13 protein-coding genes are annotated in these 16187 nt (G+C 65.4%); 9 read left to right on the top strand and 4 right to left on the bottom strand.

Annotated features, from left to right (window positions below):
- Positions 1-201: 201 nt before the first annotated feature.
- Genes ACVINW_RS08025 through ACVINW_RS08010 form a run of 4 tightly spaced genes read right to left on the bottom strand, consistent with a single transcriptional unit; the run spans position 202 to position 5741 of the window.
- Complete coding sequence (locus tag ACVINW_RS08025; RefSeq protein ID WP_212021435.1) at positions 202-939, bottom strand: response regulator; 738 nt, start codon at positions 937-939, stop codon at positions 202-204.
- The gene (locus ACVINW_RS08020; protein ID WP_456750791.1) at positions 936-2681 is read right to left on the bottom strand and encodes an ATP-binding response regulator; all 1746 of its coding nucleotides are present in this window, start codon (positions 2679-2681) and stop codon (positions 936-938) included. The genes ACVINW_RS08025 and ACVINW_RS08020 overlap by 4 nt, the downstream gene beginning before the upstream one ends.
- Positions 2651-4717, bottom strand: coding sequence for an ATP-binding protein (locus ACVINW_RS08015; RefSeq protein WP_456750790.1), 2067 nt, complete (start codon positions 4715-4717; stop codon positions 2651-2653). Before ACVINW_RS08015 ends, ACVINW_RS08020 begins: the two co-directional genes overlap by 31 nt.
- A gap of 34 nt (positions 4718-4751) precedes the next feature.
- Entirely contained in the window at positions 4752-5741 is a 990-nt protein-coding gene (locus tag ACVINW_RS08010; RefSeq protein ID WP_456750789.1) for a TRAP transporter substrate-binding protein, read from the bottom strand.
- A 196-nt stretch (positions 5742-5937) separates the two neighbouring features.
- On the opposite strand from ACVINW_RS08010, the gene ugpB reads away from it, so the two are divergent.
- The 9 genes from ugpB (at position 5938) to hpxZ (ending at position 16174) form a co-directional block, all read left to right on the top strand.
- Positions 5938-7257: a sn-glycerol-3-phosphate ABC transporter substrate-binding protein UgpB gene (gene ugpB, locus ACVINW_RS08005; RefSeq protein WP_456756338.1), complete on the top strand. Its 1320-nt coding sequence runs from the start codon at positions 5938-5940 to the stop codon at positions 7255-7257.
- A gap of 250 nt (positions 7258-7507) precedes the next feature.
- Complete coding sequence (locus ACVINW_RS08000; RefSeq protein WP_456750788.1) at positions 7508-8455, top strand: aminoglycoside phosphotransferase family protein; 948 nt, start codon at positions 7508-7510, stop codon at positions 8453-8455.
- A 246-nt stretch (positions 8456-8701) separates the two neighbouring features.
- Positions 8702-10324: an ABC transporter substrate-binding protein gene (locus tag ACVINW_RS07995; RefSeq protein ID WP_456750787.1), complete on the top strand. Its 1623-nt coding sequence runs from the start codon at positions 8702-8704 to the stop codon at positions 10322-10324.
- A gap of 118 nt (positions 10325-10442) precedes the next feature.
- Entirely contained in the window at positions 10443-11456 is a 1014-nt protein-coding gene (locus ACVINW_RS07990) for an ABC transporter permease (protein WP_456750786.1), read from the top strand.
- A 3-nt stretch (positions 11457-11459) separates the two neighbouring features.
- On the top strand, positions 11460-12359 hold the full coding sequence (locus ACVINW_RS07985) for an ABC transporter permease (RefSeq protein WP_456750785.1): 900 nt from the start codon (positions 11460-11462) through the stop codon (positions 12357-12359).
- A gap of 94 nt (positions 12360-12453) precedes the next feature.
- The gene (locus tag ACVINW_RS07980) at positions 12454-14175 is read left to right on the top strand and encodes a dipeptide ABC transporter ATP-binding protein (protein WP_456750784.1); all 1722 of its coding nucleotides are present in this window, start codon (positions 12454-12456) and stop codon (positions 14173-14175) included.
- A 19-nt stretch (positions 14176-14194) separates the two neighbouring features.
- The gene (locus ACVINW_RS07975) at positions 14195-14374 is read left to right on the top strand and encodes a DUF4089 domain-containing protein (protein WP_024578945.1); all 180 of its coding nucleotides are present in this window, start codon (positions 14195-14197) and stop codon (positions 14372-14374) included.
- A gap of 7 nt (positions 14375-14381) precedes the next feature.
- On the top strand, positions 14382-15779 hold the full coding sequence (locus tag ACVINW_RS07970) for an AtzE family amidohydrolase (RefSeq protein WP_456750783.1): 1398 nt from the start codon (positions 14382-14384) through the stop codon (positions 15777-15779).
- A 2-nt stretch (positions 15780-15781) separates the two neighbouring features.
- The gene (gene hpxZ, locus ACVINW_RS07965) at positions 15782-16174 is read left to right on the top strand and encodes an oxalurate catabolism protein HpxZ (RefSeq protein ID WP_456750782.1); all 393 of its coding nucleotides are present in this window, start codon (positions 15782-15784) and stop codon (positions 16172-16174) included.
- Positions 16175-16187 lie beyond the last annotated feature (13 nt).

Genomic DNA, 16187 nt, shown 5'->3' with positions numbered 1-16187 from the left:
TAGGGATTTTTGCGCGGATTGACAGCCTTACCTGTGTGGATTCTGGGTGTGCCGCACAGCGAATTCGATGAATTTGACCCGTCATCCTGAGGAGCCTGCGCAGCAGGCGTCTCGAAGGATCGACGGCCACCAGCCGGGCCGTGCATCCTTCGAGACGCGCTGCGCGCTCCTCAGGATGACGGGGACGGCAGCCGGAACGGCTTACGCCTTATCCCCGGTCGGCGAGAACAGGTAGCCGCCACCGCGGATGGTGCGGATCACCGACGGCTTGGTCGGATCGAACTCGATCTTGCGGCGGATCCGCATGATGCGCAGGTCGACGGCGCGGTCGAAGGCTTCGGCGTCGCGTGCATTGGCGAGTTCCAGGAGCCGCTCGCGCGACAGCACGCGCTTCGGGTTGGCCGCGAACACCTTGAGCAGGCCGAATTCGGAAGCGGTCAGCGGGTGCTCGTTGCCCTCGTCGTCGCGCAGCGCCTGGGCCTCGAGATCGAGCCATTTGGTGCCGAACCGCACCAATTGCTCCTTTTCGGCCTTGCTGCCGGCCGGCTCCGGCGCGGCTGATTTCGCAGGCCCGCTCCGCCGCAGCACCGAGCGGATGCGGGCCATCAGCTCGCGCAATTCGCAGGGTTTTGCCACGTAGTCGTCGGCGCCGAGCTCGAGCCCGACCACCCGGTCGATCGGGCTGGCGGTAGCTGTCAGCATGATGACGGGGACGTTGATCTTGCTCTTGAGGTCGCGGATGATCGACAGCCCGTCTTCCTCGGGCATGTTGAGGTCGAGCACCACGAGATCGGGCGTGCTGCTCTCGATCTCCTTGCGCAGGCTCTTGCCGCCGTCGCACAGCGTCACGCCGAAGCCGTGCATCTTGAGGTAATCGCCGACCATCTCGCGGGCCGGCGCCTCGTCGTCGACAATGAAGATATGCGGGTTCTGGTTCATGTCTCTGTCGCCGGCAGTGTAACCGTAAAGGTCGACCCCTGTCCGGGGCCCGGGCTCTGTGCGGTCACATGGCCGCCATGCATGTCGATGATGCGCTTGACGATGGAGAGGCCGAGCCCGGTCGAGCTCTCGCCCGCGGTCGGCTTGGCCGACAGCCGCTGGAACCGGCCGAACAGCCGGCTGAGGTCCTCGGGGCTGAGGCCGGGGCCCTGGTCGGCGATCCGGATCACCGTGTCGTCGCCCTCATGGTTGACCGAGACCGTGATCTTGCCCCCGATCGGCGAATATTTGATGGCGTTGCTGACCAGATTGTCGATCGCCTCGCGGATACGGTCGGCGTCGCACATCGTGACGAAGTGCTGCGGCCCCGAGACCGAGATGCTCTGCTGCTTGTTGACGGCCGAGGGCAGATTGGCCTCGGTGACCTCGTTGACAAGGGCTGCGACATCGACCGGCTCGCGGCGGATGGTGATGTCGAAGGCATCGGCCATCGCATCCGAGATCAGGTGGTCGACCATCGAGGTCAGCCGCTTGGTGGCGTCGCGGATGTGCTCGACCTGCGCGGTGACGTTCTCCTTCGGCGAGCCGGCGCCGATCAGCTCGGTCAGCATCTCGGTGCGGCCGAGGATCACGCCGAGCGGGTTCTTCAAATCGTGGGCGACGGTGCCGAGGATCTCGTTCTTGAAGCCGTTGGCGCGTTGCAGCCGCAGCCACTGCGCCGACAGCCGCCGGTTGGCCTGCATCAGCGCGCGGGTGCGCTGCGTGACGCGGTCCTCGAGCTGGGCGTTGGCCTCTTGCAGCTGCTGGTACAGGATCACGTTGTCGAACGCGATCGACAGCCGGCTCGAGAAGATCTCGACCAGCGCGCGGTCGGTGTCGGAAAGCTGGCGCTCGGCCTGCAACAGCACCACCACCTCGCGGCCGCTGCCGGTGCGCGAATAGAGCACGCTGCGGTGGTCGGCGAACTCGTTCTTGCGGGCCTGGAACGCGGCTTCCACCATGTGCCTGAGGTCGGGATCGAGTGCCTTCGACGATGTGGTGCCGATGAAGCGGCTGTAGCAGCCCGAGCACGCCAGCACCGAGAAATCGCAGGCGGCCGCGTTGCCGTCGTCGCGTAGCACCAGGATGCCGGCGCAATCGACATTGAGCAGCGAGGCGAGCTGGGTCAGCACGCCCTCGGCGAGCCGCTGCATCGACTTGAAGTCGTACAGCGTCGAGGCGGCGTCGATGATGATCTCGAGCCCGCGCCTGGTCTGCACCATGCGCTCGAGCTGCTGGTAGCTGCGCAGCGCGGCGGTCAGCGAGGTGAACAGCTTGTCGGCGGTCAGCTCGGTCTTCGCCTTGTAGTCGTTGATGTCGTACTGCACGATGACGCGCCGCTCGGGCGCCTGGCCGGGCTGGCCGGTGCGCAGGATGATGCGGACGGTCTCGTTCCTGATCTCGTTGCGGATGTATTCGACGAGCTCGAGGCCGGCGACGTCGGTCTCCATGATGACGTCGAGCAGCACGGCGGCGATGTCGGGATTGTCCCGCATCAGCGTGCGGCCTTCGGCCGCGGAGTAGGCCGAGAGGATCTCCAGCGTCGCTCCGTTCAGATTGTAGTCGCTGAGCGCGAAACGGGTGCCTTCATGGACGGCATGGTCGTCGTCGATGACGGCGATCTTCCATTTGCGGGCCGACGAGTCCTCCGGGGGGCTCTCGGTATCGTCGATCAGTTGGAGGACATCGTCCTGTTCGGCCATTGACTGGTTCCGTCGGCTGCTGCGTCAGTGATCGTGGGCTCCCCCTTGGCAGCCCCCTTGGCGATCCTGGGCATGATAATGCGAAAAGTTGTGCCTTGTCCTACCCTTGACTCCAGCATCATGCGTCCGCCGAGCTGCTGGGTGACCAGGTTATAGACGATATGCAGGCCGAGGCCCGTACCACCTTCGTTGCGCCGCGTCGTAAAGAACGGATCGAACGCCTGTCGCTGCACGTCCGGCGTCATGCCAGCCCCGTCGTCCGCGAAGATGATCTCGACATCATCAGCGCCGCGCCCGCGCGCCGAGATCGTGATGTTGCCGGAGCGGCCATCGGCAAACGCATGATTGACGGCGTTCAGGAAAAGATTGGTTAAGATCTGGCCATAGGCCCCGGGATAGCCGTCGATCAGGAGCCCCTCGGGCACGTCGACGGACAGCGCGATCGCGGCCTTCTTCAGCACCGGGCGAAGGCTCGCCACGATCTGGTCGGTGGATTCACTCAAGGCAAACTGGCGGCGCTCGGCGTGCGAGCGGTCGACCGCGACCTGCTTGAACGACTGGATCAGCTCGCCGGCACGCTGCAGATTGGAGACCAGTTGCTGCGATGCGTCACGCGAGGCGCGCACGAATTCGTCGAGCTTGGAGCGGCGCAGCGGCTCGGTCTTCAGGTCGCTCTCGAACATCTCGCTGCGGCGGGCAAAGCTCGAGGCCACGGTCAGGCTGATGCCGATCGGGTTGTTGACTTCGTGGGCGACGCCGGCAACCAGGCCGCCGAGCGCGGCGAGGCGCTCGGCATCGATCAGGTTCTGCTGCGCGGCGTTGAGCTCGAGCAGCGCGCTCTCGGCCTTCTCCTTGGCGGTGCGCAGCTCGTCCTCGGTCTTGCGCTTGGCGATCGCATTCTCGCGGAATACTTCCACCGCGCGCGCCATCGCGCCGACCTCGTCCTTGGCCGAGGTGCCTTGCACCGGCCGGTCGAGGTCGCCCGAGGTGATGGTGCGCATCGCCGCCATGATCTGCGCCAGCGGCAGCCGGATCGAGAGTGCGATCATGACGCCGGCGGACATGATGACGCCGAGGAAGATCACGGCGATCGACAGCACCCGGCGCGAGATCGACGCCAGCGTCCGGTCGAAGGTCTCCTGCGCCTTCTGCTCGCGCTGGCGCATCTTCACCGACAGATCGTCGATCGCGCCGATCGCATCGGCCTGGCTGGCGTCGATCGAGTTGCGCAACAATTCGGTGCGGTTGGTGAGCTGATCGCTGAGCTTGCCGAGCCCGTCGCGCAGCTCGGCGGTCTTGACCTTGAGCCGCGCCAGCGCCATGCGCTGCAAATCGTTCTCGGCCAGGTCGGTCATCACGGGGATCGTCCGCTCGATCGTATCGATATTGCGGCGGGCTTCCTCGGCCGACGAGGAGGCAAGCGAGAGGTAGTAGGCGTTGGCGGCGACCAAGAGCGAGGTGAATGCCTCGCGCGATTTGCCGAGCGCGGGCCAGATCAGCGCGTCGCGATGGCCGGTGGCGCCCTCGATGATCGAATACAGCCCCGCCATGTCCTTGGTCGGCGTCAGCACCTGCTCGTCATAGGTCTTGGCGATCTGGGTCTGCACGGTGCGCAATTCGCCGAAGCCGTCGAGGAAACGGCTGGTGACGCGCTCCAGTTGCTCGACCGAGCCCGACAGCATCGGGTCGGTCGAGGCCCGGTTGGTCAGCGTGCCGAGCACGGCCTCGCGCAGCAGCAGGATCTCCGCGAACAGGTCCGGGCTCGGCTGGTTGATGTAGCGATGGATCAGGTTCTGCAACCGGCTGGTCTCGCTTTCCAGCTTGGCCAGGATCTTGTCGGATTCCCGCACCTGGCGGACGTCCTCCCAGGCCGAGCCGAGCACCTTGGAGCCGTTCCAGATCAGCACCGCCAGCACGATCACGACCGCGGAGTTGAGCAGCGCGATCGAGAGGATGCGCCAGCGGATTGGCACCGCACGCAGCAACTGGACGATGCGGAAGCGGCCCTGCGGCCCGAAGGCCGCCGGCCGTCGCATCGTCCCGTCCTGCTCTGGTGCGGCCAAGATCCGGTTACTCCATGTTGCGGATGCGTTCGATCAGCGCTGCCATCGCCGGATCGCTTTCCGCCTTGGCATAGACGCCGGCCATCGCCGCTTCGAACGGCTTGCGGTCGAAGTCGGTCACGACCTTGACGCCGGCCTGCTCCGCCTGCCTGCGCGAGCGGTCCTCCAGCTCCCGCCACTTCTCGCGCATGTAGAGGCTGGAGCGCTGCGCGGCCTCGCGGAAGATTTTCTGCTCATCCGGCGTGAGGCTGGCCCAGGCCTTTTGCGACATCACCAGCACTTCGGGGCTCACGGTATGTTGGGTCAAGGTGTAGTAGCCGGCGTATTTGTAGTGACCGGTGGTGACGAAAGACGGCCAGTTATTCTCCGCGCCGTCAATCAGCCGGTTGGCCAGCCCGGTCAGCACCTGGCCGTAGGCCATCTCGACCGGCTCGGCGCCGAGCGCGCGGATCATGTCCGACATCTGCGCCGATTGTTGCACGCGCAGCCGCAACCCCCTGAGGTCGTCGAGCGAACGCACCGGGCGCACGCTGTTATAGATCGAGCGGGCACCGGAATCGTAGAACGTCAGTCCGACAAAGCCGTGGGACTCGAAACTGTTCAGGATCTCGCTGCCGATCGATCCGTCCAGCACATGTTGCAGGTGCTCCTGCGATCGAAACAGGAACGGCATCGCCAGAACGTTGACCTGCGGCACCATGGTTCCGATCAGCGCGACATTGGTCCGGTTCAGATCGATCGCGCCGGCCCGGGTCTGCTCCAGCGTCTCCTTTTCCTCGCCGAGCTGGCGGGAATGGAACACCACGATGCGGTGTTTACCTCCCGTGCGCTCGGTGATCAGGCGGTCCATGTAATTCAGCGCCTGGACGGTCGGATAGTCCTCATTCTGGGTATCGGCGGTGCGGAATTCGCGCGCGAAAACGCTCGCCGAGACCGCTGTGCACCACAGCGCGACGGCAAGCGTGACGATCCGCGAAAGGCCGGCGCGGCGGTACACAGGCTACAATTCCCCTTGTGATGTATGTCCAGGGCGGGAGCAAAAGGTTCAACGCTTTTTAACAGAACGGCGCTGGTTCGCCCATCGGCCAAAACGTTAAATCCCGCCTGCAACCTGCGGTGTCGATTGAATCTGCGGTTGTGGCGCCGTATGACGGCGTGTTGGCACCCGGGAACAGCTCGTCGTGACGTTCACCTTGAAGTTCGCCTGCAAGCTCCTGCATCTCGTCGTCGCAGCCTGTCTGCTGATCTCGCCGGCGCGCGCGGCGACCGAGATCATGTGGTGGCACGCGATGTCGGGCGAGCTCGGCAAGCAGCTCGAGAAGCTCGCTGCCGACTTCAACGCCTCGCAATCCGACTACCGGATCGTGCCCGCCTACAAGGGCAACTACACCGAGACCGTCACCGCGGCGATCTTCGCCTTCCGCTCGCGCAGCCAGCCGGCGATCGTCCAGGTCAACGAGATTGCCACCGCAACCATGATGGCGGCGCGCGGCGCGATCTATCCGGTGTTCGAATTGATGCGCGACCAGTCGGAGGCGTTTTCACCACAGGCCTATCTGCCCGCGGTGGCCGGCTACTATGCCGATGTCGACGGCAACATGCTGTCGTTCCCGTTCAATGCCTCGACGCCGATCCTCTACTACAACAAGGATATGTTCCGTTCGGCCGGGCTCGATCCGGACCAGCCGCCGAAGACCTGGCCGGAGCTCGGCATCGCGGCAAAACGGCTGCGCGCGGCCGGTGCGATGTGCGGCGTCACCACGTCGTGGCCGTCCTGGATCAATGTCGAGAATTTTTCCGCGTTCCACAATCTGCCGGTCGCGACCAGGGCCAACGGCTTTTCCGGGCTCGATGCGCAGCTGATCTTCAACAATCCGATCGTCGTGCGCCACATCGCCCAGCTCGCGCAGTGGCAGGCCGACAAGACCTTCGACTATAGCGGCCGCGGGCAGGCGGCCGAGCCGCGCTTCCAGAAGGGCGAGTGCGGCATCTTCATCGGCTCGTCGGGCACCCGCGCCGACATCAAGGCAAACTCCAAATTCGAGGTCGGCTACGGCATGATGCCGTACGATCCGGACGTGCAGGGCGCGCCGCAGAACTCGATCATCGGCGGCGCCACGCTGTGGGTGCTGCGCGACCGGCCGCGTGCCGAATATGCCGGGGTGGCGAAGTTCTTCGCCTATCTGTCGCGGCCCGAGGTGCAGGCGGCCTGGCACCAGAACACCGGCTATTTGCCGATCACCCGCGCCGCGTTCGATCTCACCCGCGCGCAGGGTTTTTACGATCGCAATCCCGGCGCCTCGATCTCGATCGAGGAGGTCACGCTGAAGCCGCCGACCGACAATTCCAGGGGTATCCGCCTCGGCTCGTTCGTGCTGATCCGCGACGTGATCGAGGAGGAGCTCGAGCAGGTGTTTTCAGGCAAGCGCTCGGCGCAGGCCGCGATGGACAACGCCGTCGAACGCGGCAACCGCCTGCTGCGCCAGTTCGAGCGCGCCAATCCGGATAGGTGATGGGGCGCGTCCAGGCGCTCAGCCGCTTCTCCGATAGACTGTCAAAATATATGACACGCGATGGCGCAACATACTCGATGTCGTCCCGGCGAAGGCCGGGACCCATAACCACCGAAGGCCATTGTTGCGCGGCGCTGGGGCCACAACTTTTTCAACAACTCAACCCTGTGGTTATGGGTCCCGGCTTTCGCCGGGACGACGAGAGGAGAGATTGCGCCGTGATTGCATCGTCTCAGGATGACGGCTGAAAATGCACCTTCCCTCCATCACCACCTACGACACCTACCGCGCCTGGCGCGGCGACAGCTCGCGCTGGCTGCCGGTCGCGCGCGAGATCGCCGACGGCCACGGGCTGTCCTGGGGCACGCCGCATGTGTTTGCGACCGGCACCAATCTCGTCGTCGGGCTCGATGGCAACCTGATCCTGAAACTGTTCCCGCCGTTCCTGCGCCCGCAATTCGTCTCCGAGCGCGGCGCGCTGGCGGAGCTGCGCGGCCGGCTCGGCATTCCGATTCCCGACCTCGTCGCGGAGGGCGAGCGCGACGGCTGGCCCTATCTCGTCATCACGCGCCTCGCCGGCACCGTCGGATCGGAGGTCTGGCCAGCGCTGTCGGACGCCGAGCGGGAGCGCGTGCTGGCCGAGATCGGCGCGGTGATCGCCGACGTGCAGCGCGTGCCGCCCGGCAGTCTGCTCACAATCGGGCAGCCCTGGGAGACCTTCCTGCGCACCCAGATCGCGCAGTGCCGGGCCCGCCACCAGCGCCTCGGCCTGCCGGCGAAATTGCTCGCCTCGCTCGACGATCTGCTGCGCGACGCCACTGAGCTGATCCCGATGAATGCGCCGCCGGTGATCCTGACCGGCGAGTACATTCCGGAAAATTTCCTGCTCGGGCGCCGGGCCGACGGCTGGCATGTCGCCGGCCTGTTCGACTTCGGCGACGTCCGGACCGGATGGGGCGAGTACGACCTGCTCGGTCCCAGCGCCTTCATGGCCGCGGGGCATCCGCGAAGGGTGCAAAGCCTGTTCGACGGCTTCGGCATCCCGCGCAGCGAGGTGAATTTCACGCTGAAGCGGCGGCTGATGGCGTTGATGATGCTGCACACGGCCAGCGATCCGCTCCGGCACATCTGCATTGCGGACTGGCCGGACCGGGTGGATGACTTCGTGCAGTTGCAGGAGTTGATCTGGCCGGACTAGCCGTCCGGACGGCGAAGTCGATTGTCGGCCAGAAAACGAGCAGGCCTCATGTATTGCTTATTAACTAAGCAGCGATCCGCCCTTTGTATGCAATGACGCGCATCACCGACAGCGCCAGATCAAGATACCTTCGTCAATTTCTCGCATTCTTACAGGTGCTTAGCGTCTCATAAGGTTTCGTTAAGGGTTGGCACAATCCTTGCGAACCGAGTTCCAAGGCCCAGTCCAGGGGCGTTGGAGCATCACATGAAGCGTCGCGATTTCCTCAAATCGGTGTCCGGACTGGCCGCGGGGGCGCTGGCGCCGGCCGCGCCGGCGATCTGGTCGCCGGCCAAAGCCGACGCCCGCTCCGAGACGCTGCTGATCGTCTCCGAAGGCGGTCCCAACAATCTCGATATCCATGGCGTCGGCACCAACGTGCCCGGCTATGAGGTGTCGTGGAATTGCTACGACCGGCTGATCAGCCACGAGATGAAGAGCGGCCCGGGCGGCGTGCCCTATTACGACCGCGACAAGTTCAAGCCCGAGCTCGCCGAGGACTTCAACATCGGCGACATGTCGGTCACCTTCAAGCTGCGCAAGAACGCCAAATTCCACGACGGCACGCCGGTGACCGCGAAGGACGTCAAATGGTCGCTCGACCGCGCCGTCTCCGTCGGCGGCTTCCCGACCTTCCAGATGAGCGCGGGCTCGCTGACCAAGCCCGAGCAGTTCGTCGTCGTCGACGACCACACCGTGCGGGTCGACTTCCTCAAGAAAGACAAGCTGACGATTCCCGATCTCGCCGTCATCGTGCCCTGCGTCGTCAACTCCGAGCTCGTCAAGAAGAACGCCAGCGAGAAGGATCCCTGGGGTCTCGAATTCACCAAGCAGCAGACCGCAGGCTCCGGCGCCTACAAGGTGACCAAATGGACCGCCGGTACCGAAGTCGTCATGGAGCGCAATGACGAGTGGGTCTCTGGCCCGATGCCGAAGATCAGGCGCGTGATCTGGCGCATGGTGCCGCAGGCCGGCAACCGCCGTGCGCTGCTCGAGCGCGGCGACGCCGACATCTCCTACGAGCTGCCGTTCAAGGATTTCCAGGAGATGAAGGCCAACGGCAAGCTCAACGTGGTCTCGCTGCCGTTCTCCAACGGCATCCAGTATATTGGCATGAACGTCACCAAGCCGCCGTTCGACAATCCGAAGGTGCGGCAGGCGATGGCCTATGCGATGCCGTACCAGAAGATCATGGACGCGGTGCTGTTCGGTCTCGCCAACCCGATGTTCGGCGCTCCGAAGGACAGACCGACCGAGGTCGCCTGGCCGCAGCCGACCAAGTATGTCACCGAGATGGAGAAGGCCAAGGCGCTGCTCGCGGAAGCCGGCTACGCCAACGGCTTCGAGACCACGATCTCGTTCGACCTGAATTTCGCAGGCGTTAACGAGCCGCTCTGCGTGCTGGTGCAGGAGAGCCTGGCGCAGCTCGGCATCAAGACCACGATCAACAAGGTACCCGGCGCCAACTGGCGCACCGAGCTGACCAAGAAGGAAATGCCGCTGTTCACCAACGTGTTCTCGGGTTGGCTCGATTACCCCGAGTACTTCTTCTACTGGTGCTATCACGGCAACAATTCGATCTTCAACACGATGAGCTACAAGTCGCCCGAGATGGACAAGCTCATCGACGGCGCGCGCATCGCGGCCGCCAACGGCGACACCGCGGCCTACGACGCCGACGTCAAGGGCTTCGTCGATCTCGCGTTTAGCGACATCCCCCGCATCCCGCTCTATCAGCCCTTCGTCAACGTCGCGATGCAGAAGAACATCTCGGGCTATGAGTACTGGTTCCACCGTCGCCTCGACTACCGCGCGATGGCGAAGGGATGAGGGGCGAATGGTGAGTGGCGAGTAGCGAGTAGCGAATAGGGAGCATGGCAATGACTGTTAGTCGCGGGCGTCCATTCGCCATTCGCTATTCGCCATTCGCACGTGCGGAGAGCACGCCATGCTGACCATGATCGGCAAGCGGCTGCTGTTTGCGATCCCGTCGCTGATCGGGGTGGTGATCGTGACGTTCCTGCTGACGCGTGCGCTGCCGGGTGATCCGGCGGCGTATTTTGCCGGGCCTGCGGCGACCAAGGAGGCGGTCGACCAGATCAGGAAGAAGCTCGGCTTCGACAAGCCGCTGATCGAGCAGTTCGTCCGCTACAGCAACGATCTCGCCCATGGCGATCTCGGCACGTCGCTGACCACGGGGCAGCCGGTCGCGGCCGAATTGCGCAACCGTCTGCCGGCGTCGGCGGAGCTGACGCTGCTCGGCCTCGTCGTCTCGATCGTGATCGCGATCCCGCTCGGCGTGCTGGCGGCGACGCGGCCGGGCTCCTGGATCGATCATCTCTGCCGCGTCACCACCACGGCCGGCGTGTCGCTGCCGGTGTTCTTCACCGGGCTGGTGCTGGTCTATGTGTTCTACTTCCGGCTCGGCTGGGCGCCGGCGCCGCTCGGCCGGCTCGACGTGTTCTACAGCGCGCCGCCGACCGTCACCGGCTTCTATCTGATCGACACGCTGATCGCGCGCGACGTCGAGGCTTTTCGTTCTGCGTTCAGCCAGCTGATCCTGCCGGCGGTGACGCTTGCGATTTTCTCGCTGGCGCCGATCGCGCGCATGACGCGGGCCTCGATGCTGGCGGTGCTGGCGTCGGATTTCGTCCGCACCGCACGCGCCAGCGGCCTGTCGCCCGGCAAGGTGATCGTCACCTACGCGTTCCGCAACGCGATGCTGCCGGTCATCACCACGCTCAGCATGGTGTTCTCGTTCCTGCTGGGGGCCAACGTGCTGGTCGAGAAGGTGTTCGCCTGGCCCGGCATCGGCTCCTACGCGGTGGAGGCGCTGATCGCGTCCGACTTCGCGCCGGTGCAGGGTTTCGTGCTGACCATGGCGGTCATGTACGTGGCTCTCAATCTACTGATCGACATCCTCTACGGCGTGATCGATCCGCGCGTCAGGCTGGAAGGGTAGAGCATGAGCACCGTTGCGCCGACCGTCGAACCCGCAGGTCCCGCCCGCACGTCCGGCCTCGCCGCGGTGCTGGAGCAGACCCGTTACGTGCTGGGCGAGAACAAGGTCACCGGCTTTGCCTTCGCGCTGCTGATCCTGATCCTGTTCGCGGCGCTGTTCGGGCCCTACGTCGTGCCGTACGATCCGCTCGCCTCGGATACTGCGGCCGCATTGAAGCCGCCGTCGGCCGCGCACTGGTTCGGCACCGATCAGCTCGGTCGCGACATCTTCAGCCGCGTCATCGTGGCGACACGGCTCGACACCTTCATTGCGGTCGCCTCCGTCGTGCTGGTGTTCCTGATGGGCGGGCTCGCCGGCATCGCCGCCGGCTATTTCGGCGGCTGGACCGATCGCATCGTCGGCCGCATCGCCGACACCATCATGGCGTTCCCGCTGTTCGTGCTGGCGATGGGCATCGTCGCCGCGCTCGGCAACACCGTGCAGAACATCATCATCGCGACGGCGATCGTGAATTTTCCGCTCTATGCCCGCGTTGCGCGCGCCGAAGCCAACGTCCGCCGCAACGCCGGCTTCGTGCAGGCCGCGCGGCTCTCCGGCAATGGCGAGTACCGCATCCTGCTCGGGCACATCCTGCCGAACATCATGCCGATCATGATCGTGCAGATGTCGCTGACCATGGGATATGCGATCCTCAACGCCGCGGGCCTGTCCTTCATCGGCCTCGGCGTCCGGCCGCCGACCGCGGAATGGGGCATCATGGTCGCCGAGGGCGCCGGTTTCATGGTCTCGGGCGAATGGTGGATCGCGCTCTTCCCCGGCCTTGCGCTGATGATCGCGGTGTTCTGCTTCAACCTGCTCGGCGACGGCCTGCGCGACATCGTCGACCCGCAGCGGAGGACGTGATGACGGTCTCGTTAGGGTGTCAAGATACCGCTCAACGCCTTTGCATGGGGTTGTTTTGCGGCTTTTTGGATGACGCCTCGCATGAGGGGCGAAGATGACCTCCCAACCGCTGCTCGACGTCCAGGACCTCACCGTCGAATTCACCACCCGCCGCGGCATCGTCAAGGCGGTGCAGCACGTCAATATCTCGGTGGCCAAGGGCGAGACCGTCGGCATCGTCGGCGAGTCCGGCTCCGGCAAATCGGTGACCTCATACGCGGTGATGCGGATTCTCGACCGCGCCGGCCGCATCGCCGATGGCTCGGTGATGTTCTCCGGCATCGACGTCAAGGCCGCGACCGAAAGCCAGATGCGCGATCTGCGCGGCCGCGAAGTCTCGATGATCTTCCAGAATCCGCGCGCGGCCCTCAATCCGATCCGCAAGGTCGGTCACCAGATCGAGGACGTGCTGCGCCAGCATGTGCAGCAGGCTGTTGTCACCGATCGCGGCGAGACCGCGATCGAGGCGCTGGAGCAGGTCAAGATCGCGCGACCGCGCGAGCGCTATCACGCCTATCCGTTCGAATTGTCCGGCGGCATGTGCCAGCGCGTCGTCATCGCGCTGGCGCTGGCCTGCAACCCGCAGCTTCTGATCGCCGACGAGCCGACCACCGGCCTCGACGTCACCACCCAGAAGGCGGTGATGGATCTGATCGTCGAGCTGACCAAGCGCCGTGCGATGTCGACCATCCTGATCACGCATGACCTCGGCCTTGCCGCCGCCTATTGCGACCGCGTCGTGGTGATGGAGAAGGGCCGGGTGGTCGAGACCGCGAAATCGGCCGACATCTTCGCCGCGCCCCAGCACGATTACACGAAGAAACTGATGCGCGCGACGCCGCGACTTGGGGTGTCGCTGAGGGATTTGCTGCCGGAGGACGCTGAGGCGACGCCCACAGCTGCCACCACTACCGCTGCGACCGCGCCTGCGAAGAGTGGGGAGCCTCTCCTGTCAGTGGAAAAGCTCGTCAAGGAATATCCCCGTCAGGGCGCCGGCTCGGTGCTGACAAAACTGTTCGGCCGCAAGCCGCCGGTCGAGGAGGAGATCTTCCGCGCCGTCGACGGCATCAGCTTCCAGGTTGACCATGGCGAGAGCGTCGGCCTGGTCGGCGAATCCGGCTGCGGCAAGTCGACGACGTCGATGATGGTGATGCGCCTCCTCGACCAGACCTCCGGCCGCATCGTGTTCGACGGCGAGGACATCGGCGGCATCCTGCCGCAGTCCTTCGCGCGGCTGCCGCAGCGCAGCCAGATCCAGATGGTGTTCCAGGACCCGACCGACAGCCTCAACCCGCGCTTCACCGCGGCGCGCGCGATCGCGGACCCGATCATGCAGCTCGGCGACATCAAGGGGCGCGACGCGCTGCGTGACCGCTGCGAGGAGCTGGCGCGGCTGGTCGGCTTGCCGGTCAATCTGTTGGATCGCTTTCCGCATCAGCTCTCCGGCGGCCAGAAGGCCCGCGTCGGCATCGCGCGCGCGATCGCGCTGCACCCGAAGCTCGTGATCCTCGACGAGCCGACCGCGGCGCTGGACGTCTCGGTGCAGGCGGTGGTGCTCAATCTGCTGCAGGACCTCAAGCAGTCGATGGGCATGAGCTATCTGTTCGTGTCGCACGATCTCAACGTGGTGCGCCTGCTGTGTGATCGCGTCATCGTGATGCGCGCCGGCCGCATCGTCGAGCAGGGCACGTCCGAACACGTCTTGGGCAATCCGCAGGATGCCTATACAAGGGAATTGCTGACGGCGATCCCGCATCCGCCGTTGCCGGTGTCCTGAGAAACCCATTGGAAGCGAAATGGCCGATCATCTCGACGACTACATGAACGCGGTTGCCCGCGCGATGGGGCTGCCGCTGGAAGACGCCTGGCGGCCCGCGGTGCGTGCCAATCTCGAGGTCTCGCTGCGGCTGGCGAAGCTGGTCGACGACTTCCCGCTGCCGGATGATGTCGTCTCGGCCGCTGTCTATTCGACCTGAGATCGCGATGTCCGAAACTCCCGCTTTCATGTCGGCTGCCGAGATCGCGCAGGCCGTCTCAAACCGCAAGCTCACCGCCCTCTCCGCGACCGAGGCTGCGCTCGCGCGCATCGCGGCGCATGACAAGGTGCTCAACTCCTTCACCGACATCACCGCCGAGCGCGCACGCGCCAAGGCGAAGGCGATCGATGCCGCGATTGCGGCGGGCCAACCGGTCGGCCCGCTCGCCGGCGTGCCGTTCGCGGTCAAGAACCTGTTCGACGTCGAGGGCCTCTCGACCCGCGCCGGCTCGAAGATCAACCGTGACCTGCCGCCGTCGCCGCGCGACGCCACGCTGATCGAGCGGATGGAGGCGGCCGGCGCCGTACTGGTCGGCGCGCTCAACATGGGCGAATACGCCTACGACTTCACCGGCGAGAACATGCATGACGGTCCGTCGCGCAATCCGCACGATCCGACGCGGATGACCGGAGGCTCCTCGGGCGGCTCGGGCAGCGCGGTCGGCGGCGCGCTGGTGCCGATCGCGCTCGGCTCCGATACCAACGGCTCGATCCGGGTGCCGTCGTCGTTCTGCGGCACGTTCGGCCTGAAGCCGACCTATGGAAGGCTGTCGCGCGCGCGCTCCTATCCGTTCGTTGCGAGCCTCGATCACCTCGGTCCGCTGGCGCGGAACGTGAGGGATCTCGCGCTGGCCTACGATGCGATGCAGGGCCCTGACGCCGACGATCCGGCCTGCATCGTGCAGTCGGTCGAGCCGACCGTGCCGTTGCTGGCCAATGATGTCCGCGGGCTGCGGATCGCGATCGCCGGCGGCTATTTCCAGCAGAACGTGTTTCCCGAGGCGGTCGAAGCGGTCGCGCGGGTCGCGCAAGCACTCGGCGCGAAGCAGACCGTGGAGCTGCCGGAAGCCGCGCGCGCCCGCGCTGCGGCCTACATCATCACCACGACCGAGGGCGCCGCGCTGCATCTCGACCGGCTGCGCAAGCGTCCGAACGATTTCGATCCGGCGGTGCGCGATCGCTTCATTGCGGGCGCGATGGTACCCGCGGTCTATGTCGACAGGGCGCAGAAATTCCGCCGCTGGTTCCGCGCCAGGATGCTGGAGCTGTTCCAGTCGGTCGACGTGATCCTGGCGCCGGCGACGCCGTGCACCGCGCCGAAGCTCGGTCAGGTCAATTTCACGCTCGACGGCGTCGAGCTTCCGGTGCGCGCCAATATCGGCATCCACACCCAGCCGATCTCCTTCATCGGCCTGCCTGTGGTGGCCGTGCCGGTGCCGCTCGAACCGTTGCCGATCGGGGTGCAGATCATCGCCGCGCCCTGGCGCGAGGACATCGCGCTGCGGGTCGCCTATGCTCTGGAACAGATGGGCGTTGCGGCCGCGCCGGCGCCGAGAGGGCTCTGATTATGGACATCGATCTTCCCGACGTGGTCGCCGAGGTCACCGCGCAGTTCCAGCGTTACGAGGCGGCGCTGGTGTCGAACGATGTCGCCGTGCTGGACGAGCTGTTCCGCAACGACAGCCGCACGCTGCGTTACGGCATCGGCGAGAACCTCTATGGCTACGCCGAGATCATGGCGTTCCGCGCCCGGCGCTCGCCGGTCGGCCTGATGCGCAGGATCGACCGCACCGTGATCACGGCCTATGGCCGCGACACCGCGATCGCCTCGACGCTGTTCTATCGGGACAGCGCTCCGGGTAGGGTGGGACGGCAGATGCAGACGTGGATTCGCTTCCCTGAGGGCTGGAGAATCGTCGCGGCCCATGTCAGCGTCATCGACGAGCCCAAAGGCGTTTGAACACGAGCGCTTG

The organism is Bradyrhizobium sp. USDA 4461, assembly GCF_054055655.1.
Note: the sequence above shows the minus strand (reverse complement) of the source record. Positions and strands in the feature narration are given on the sequence as shown.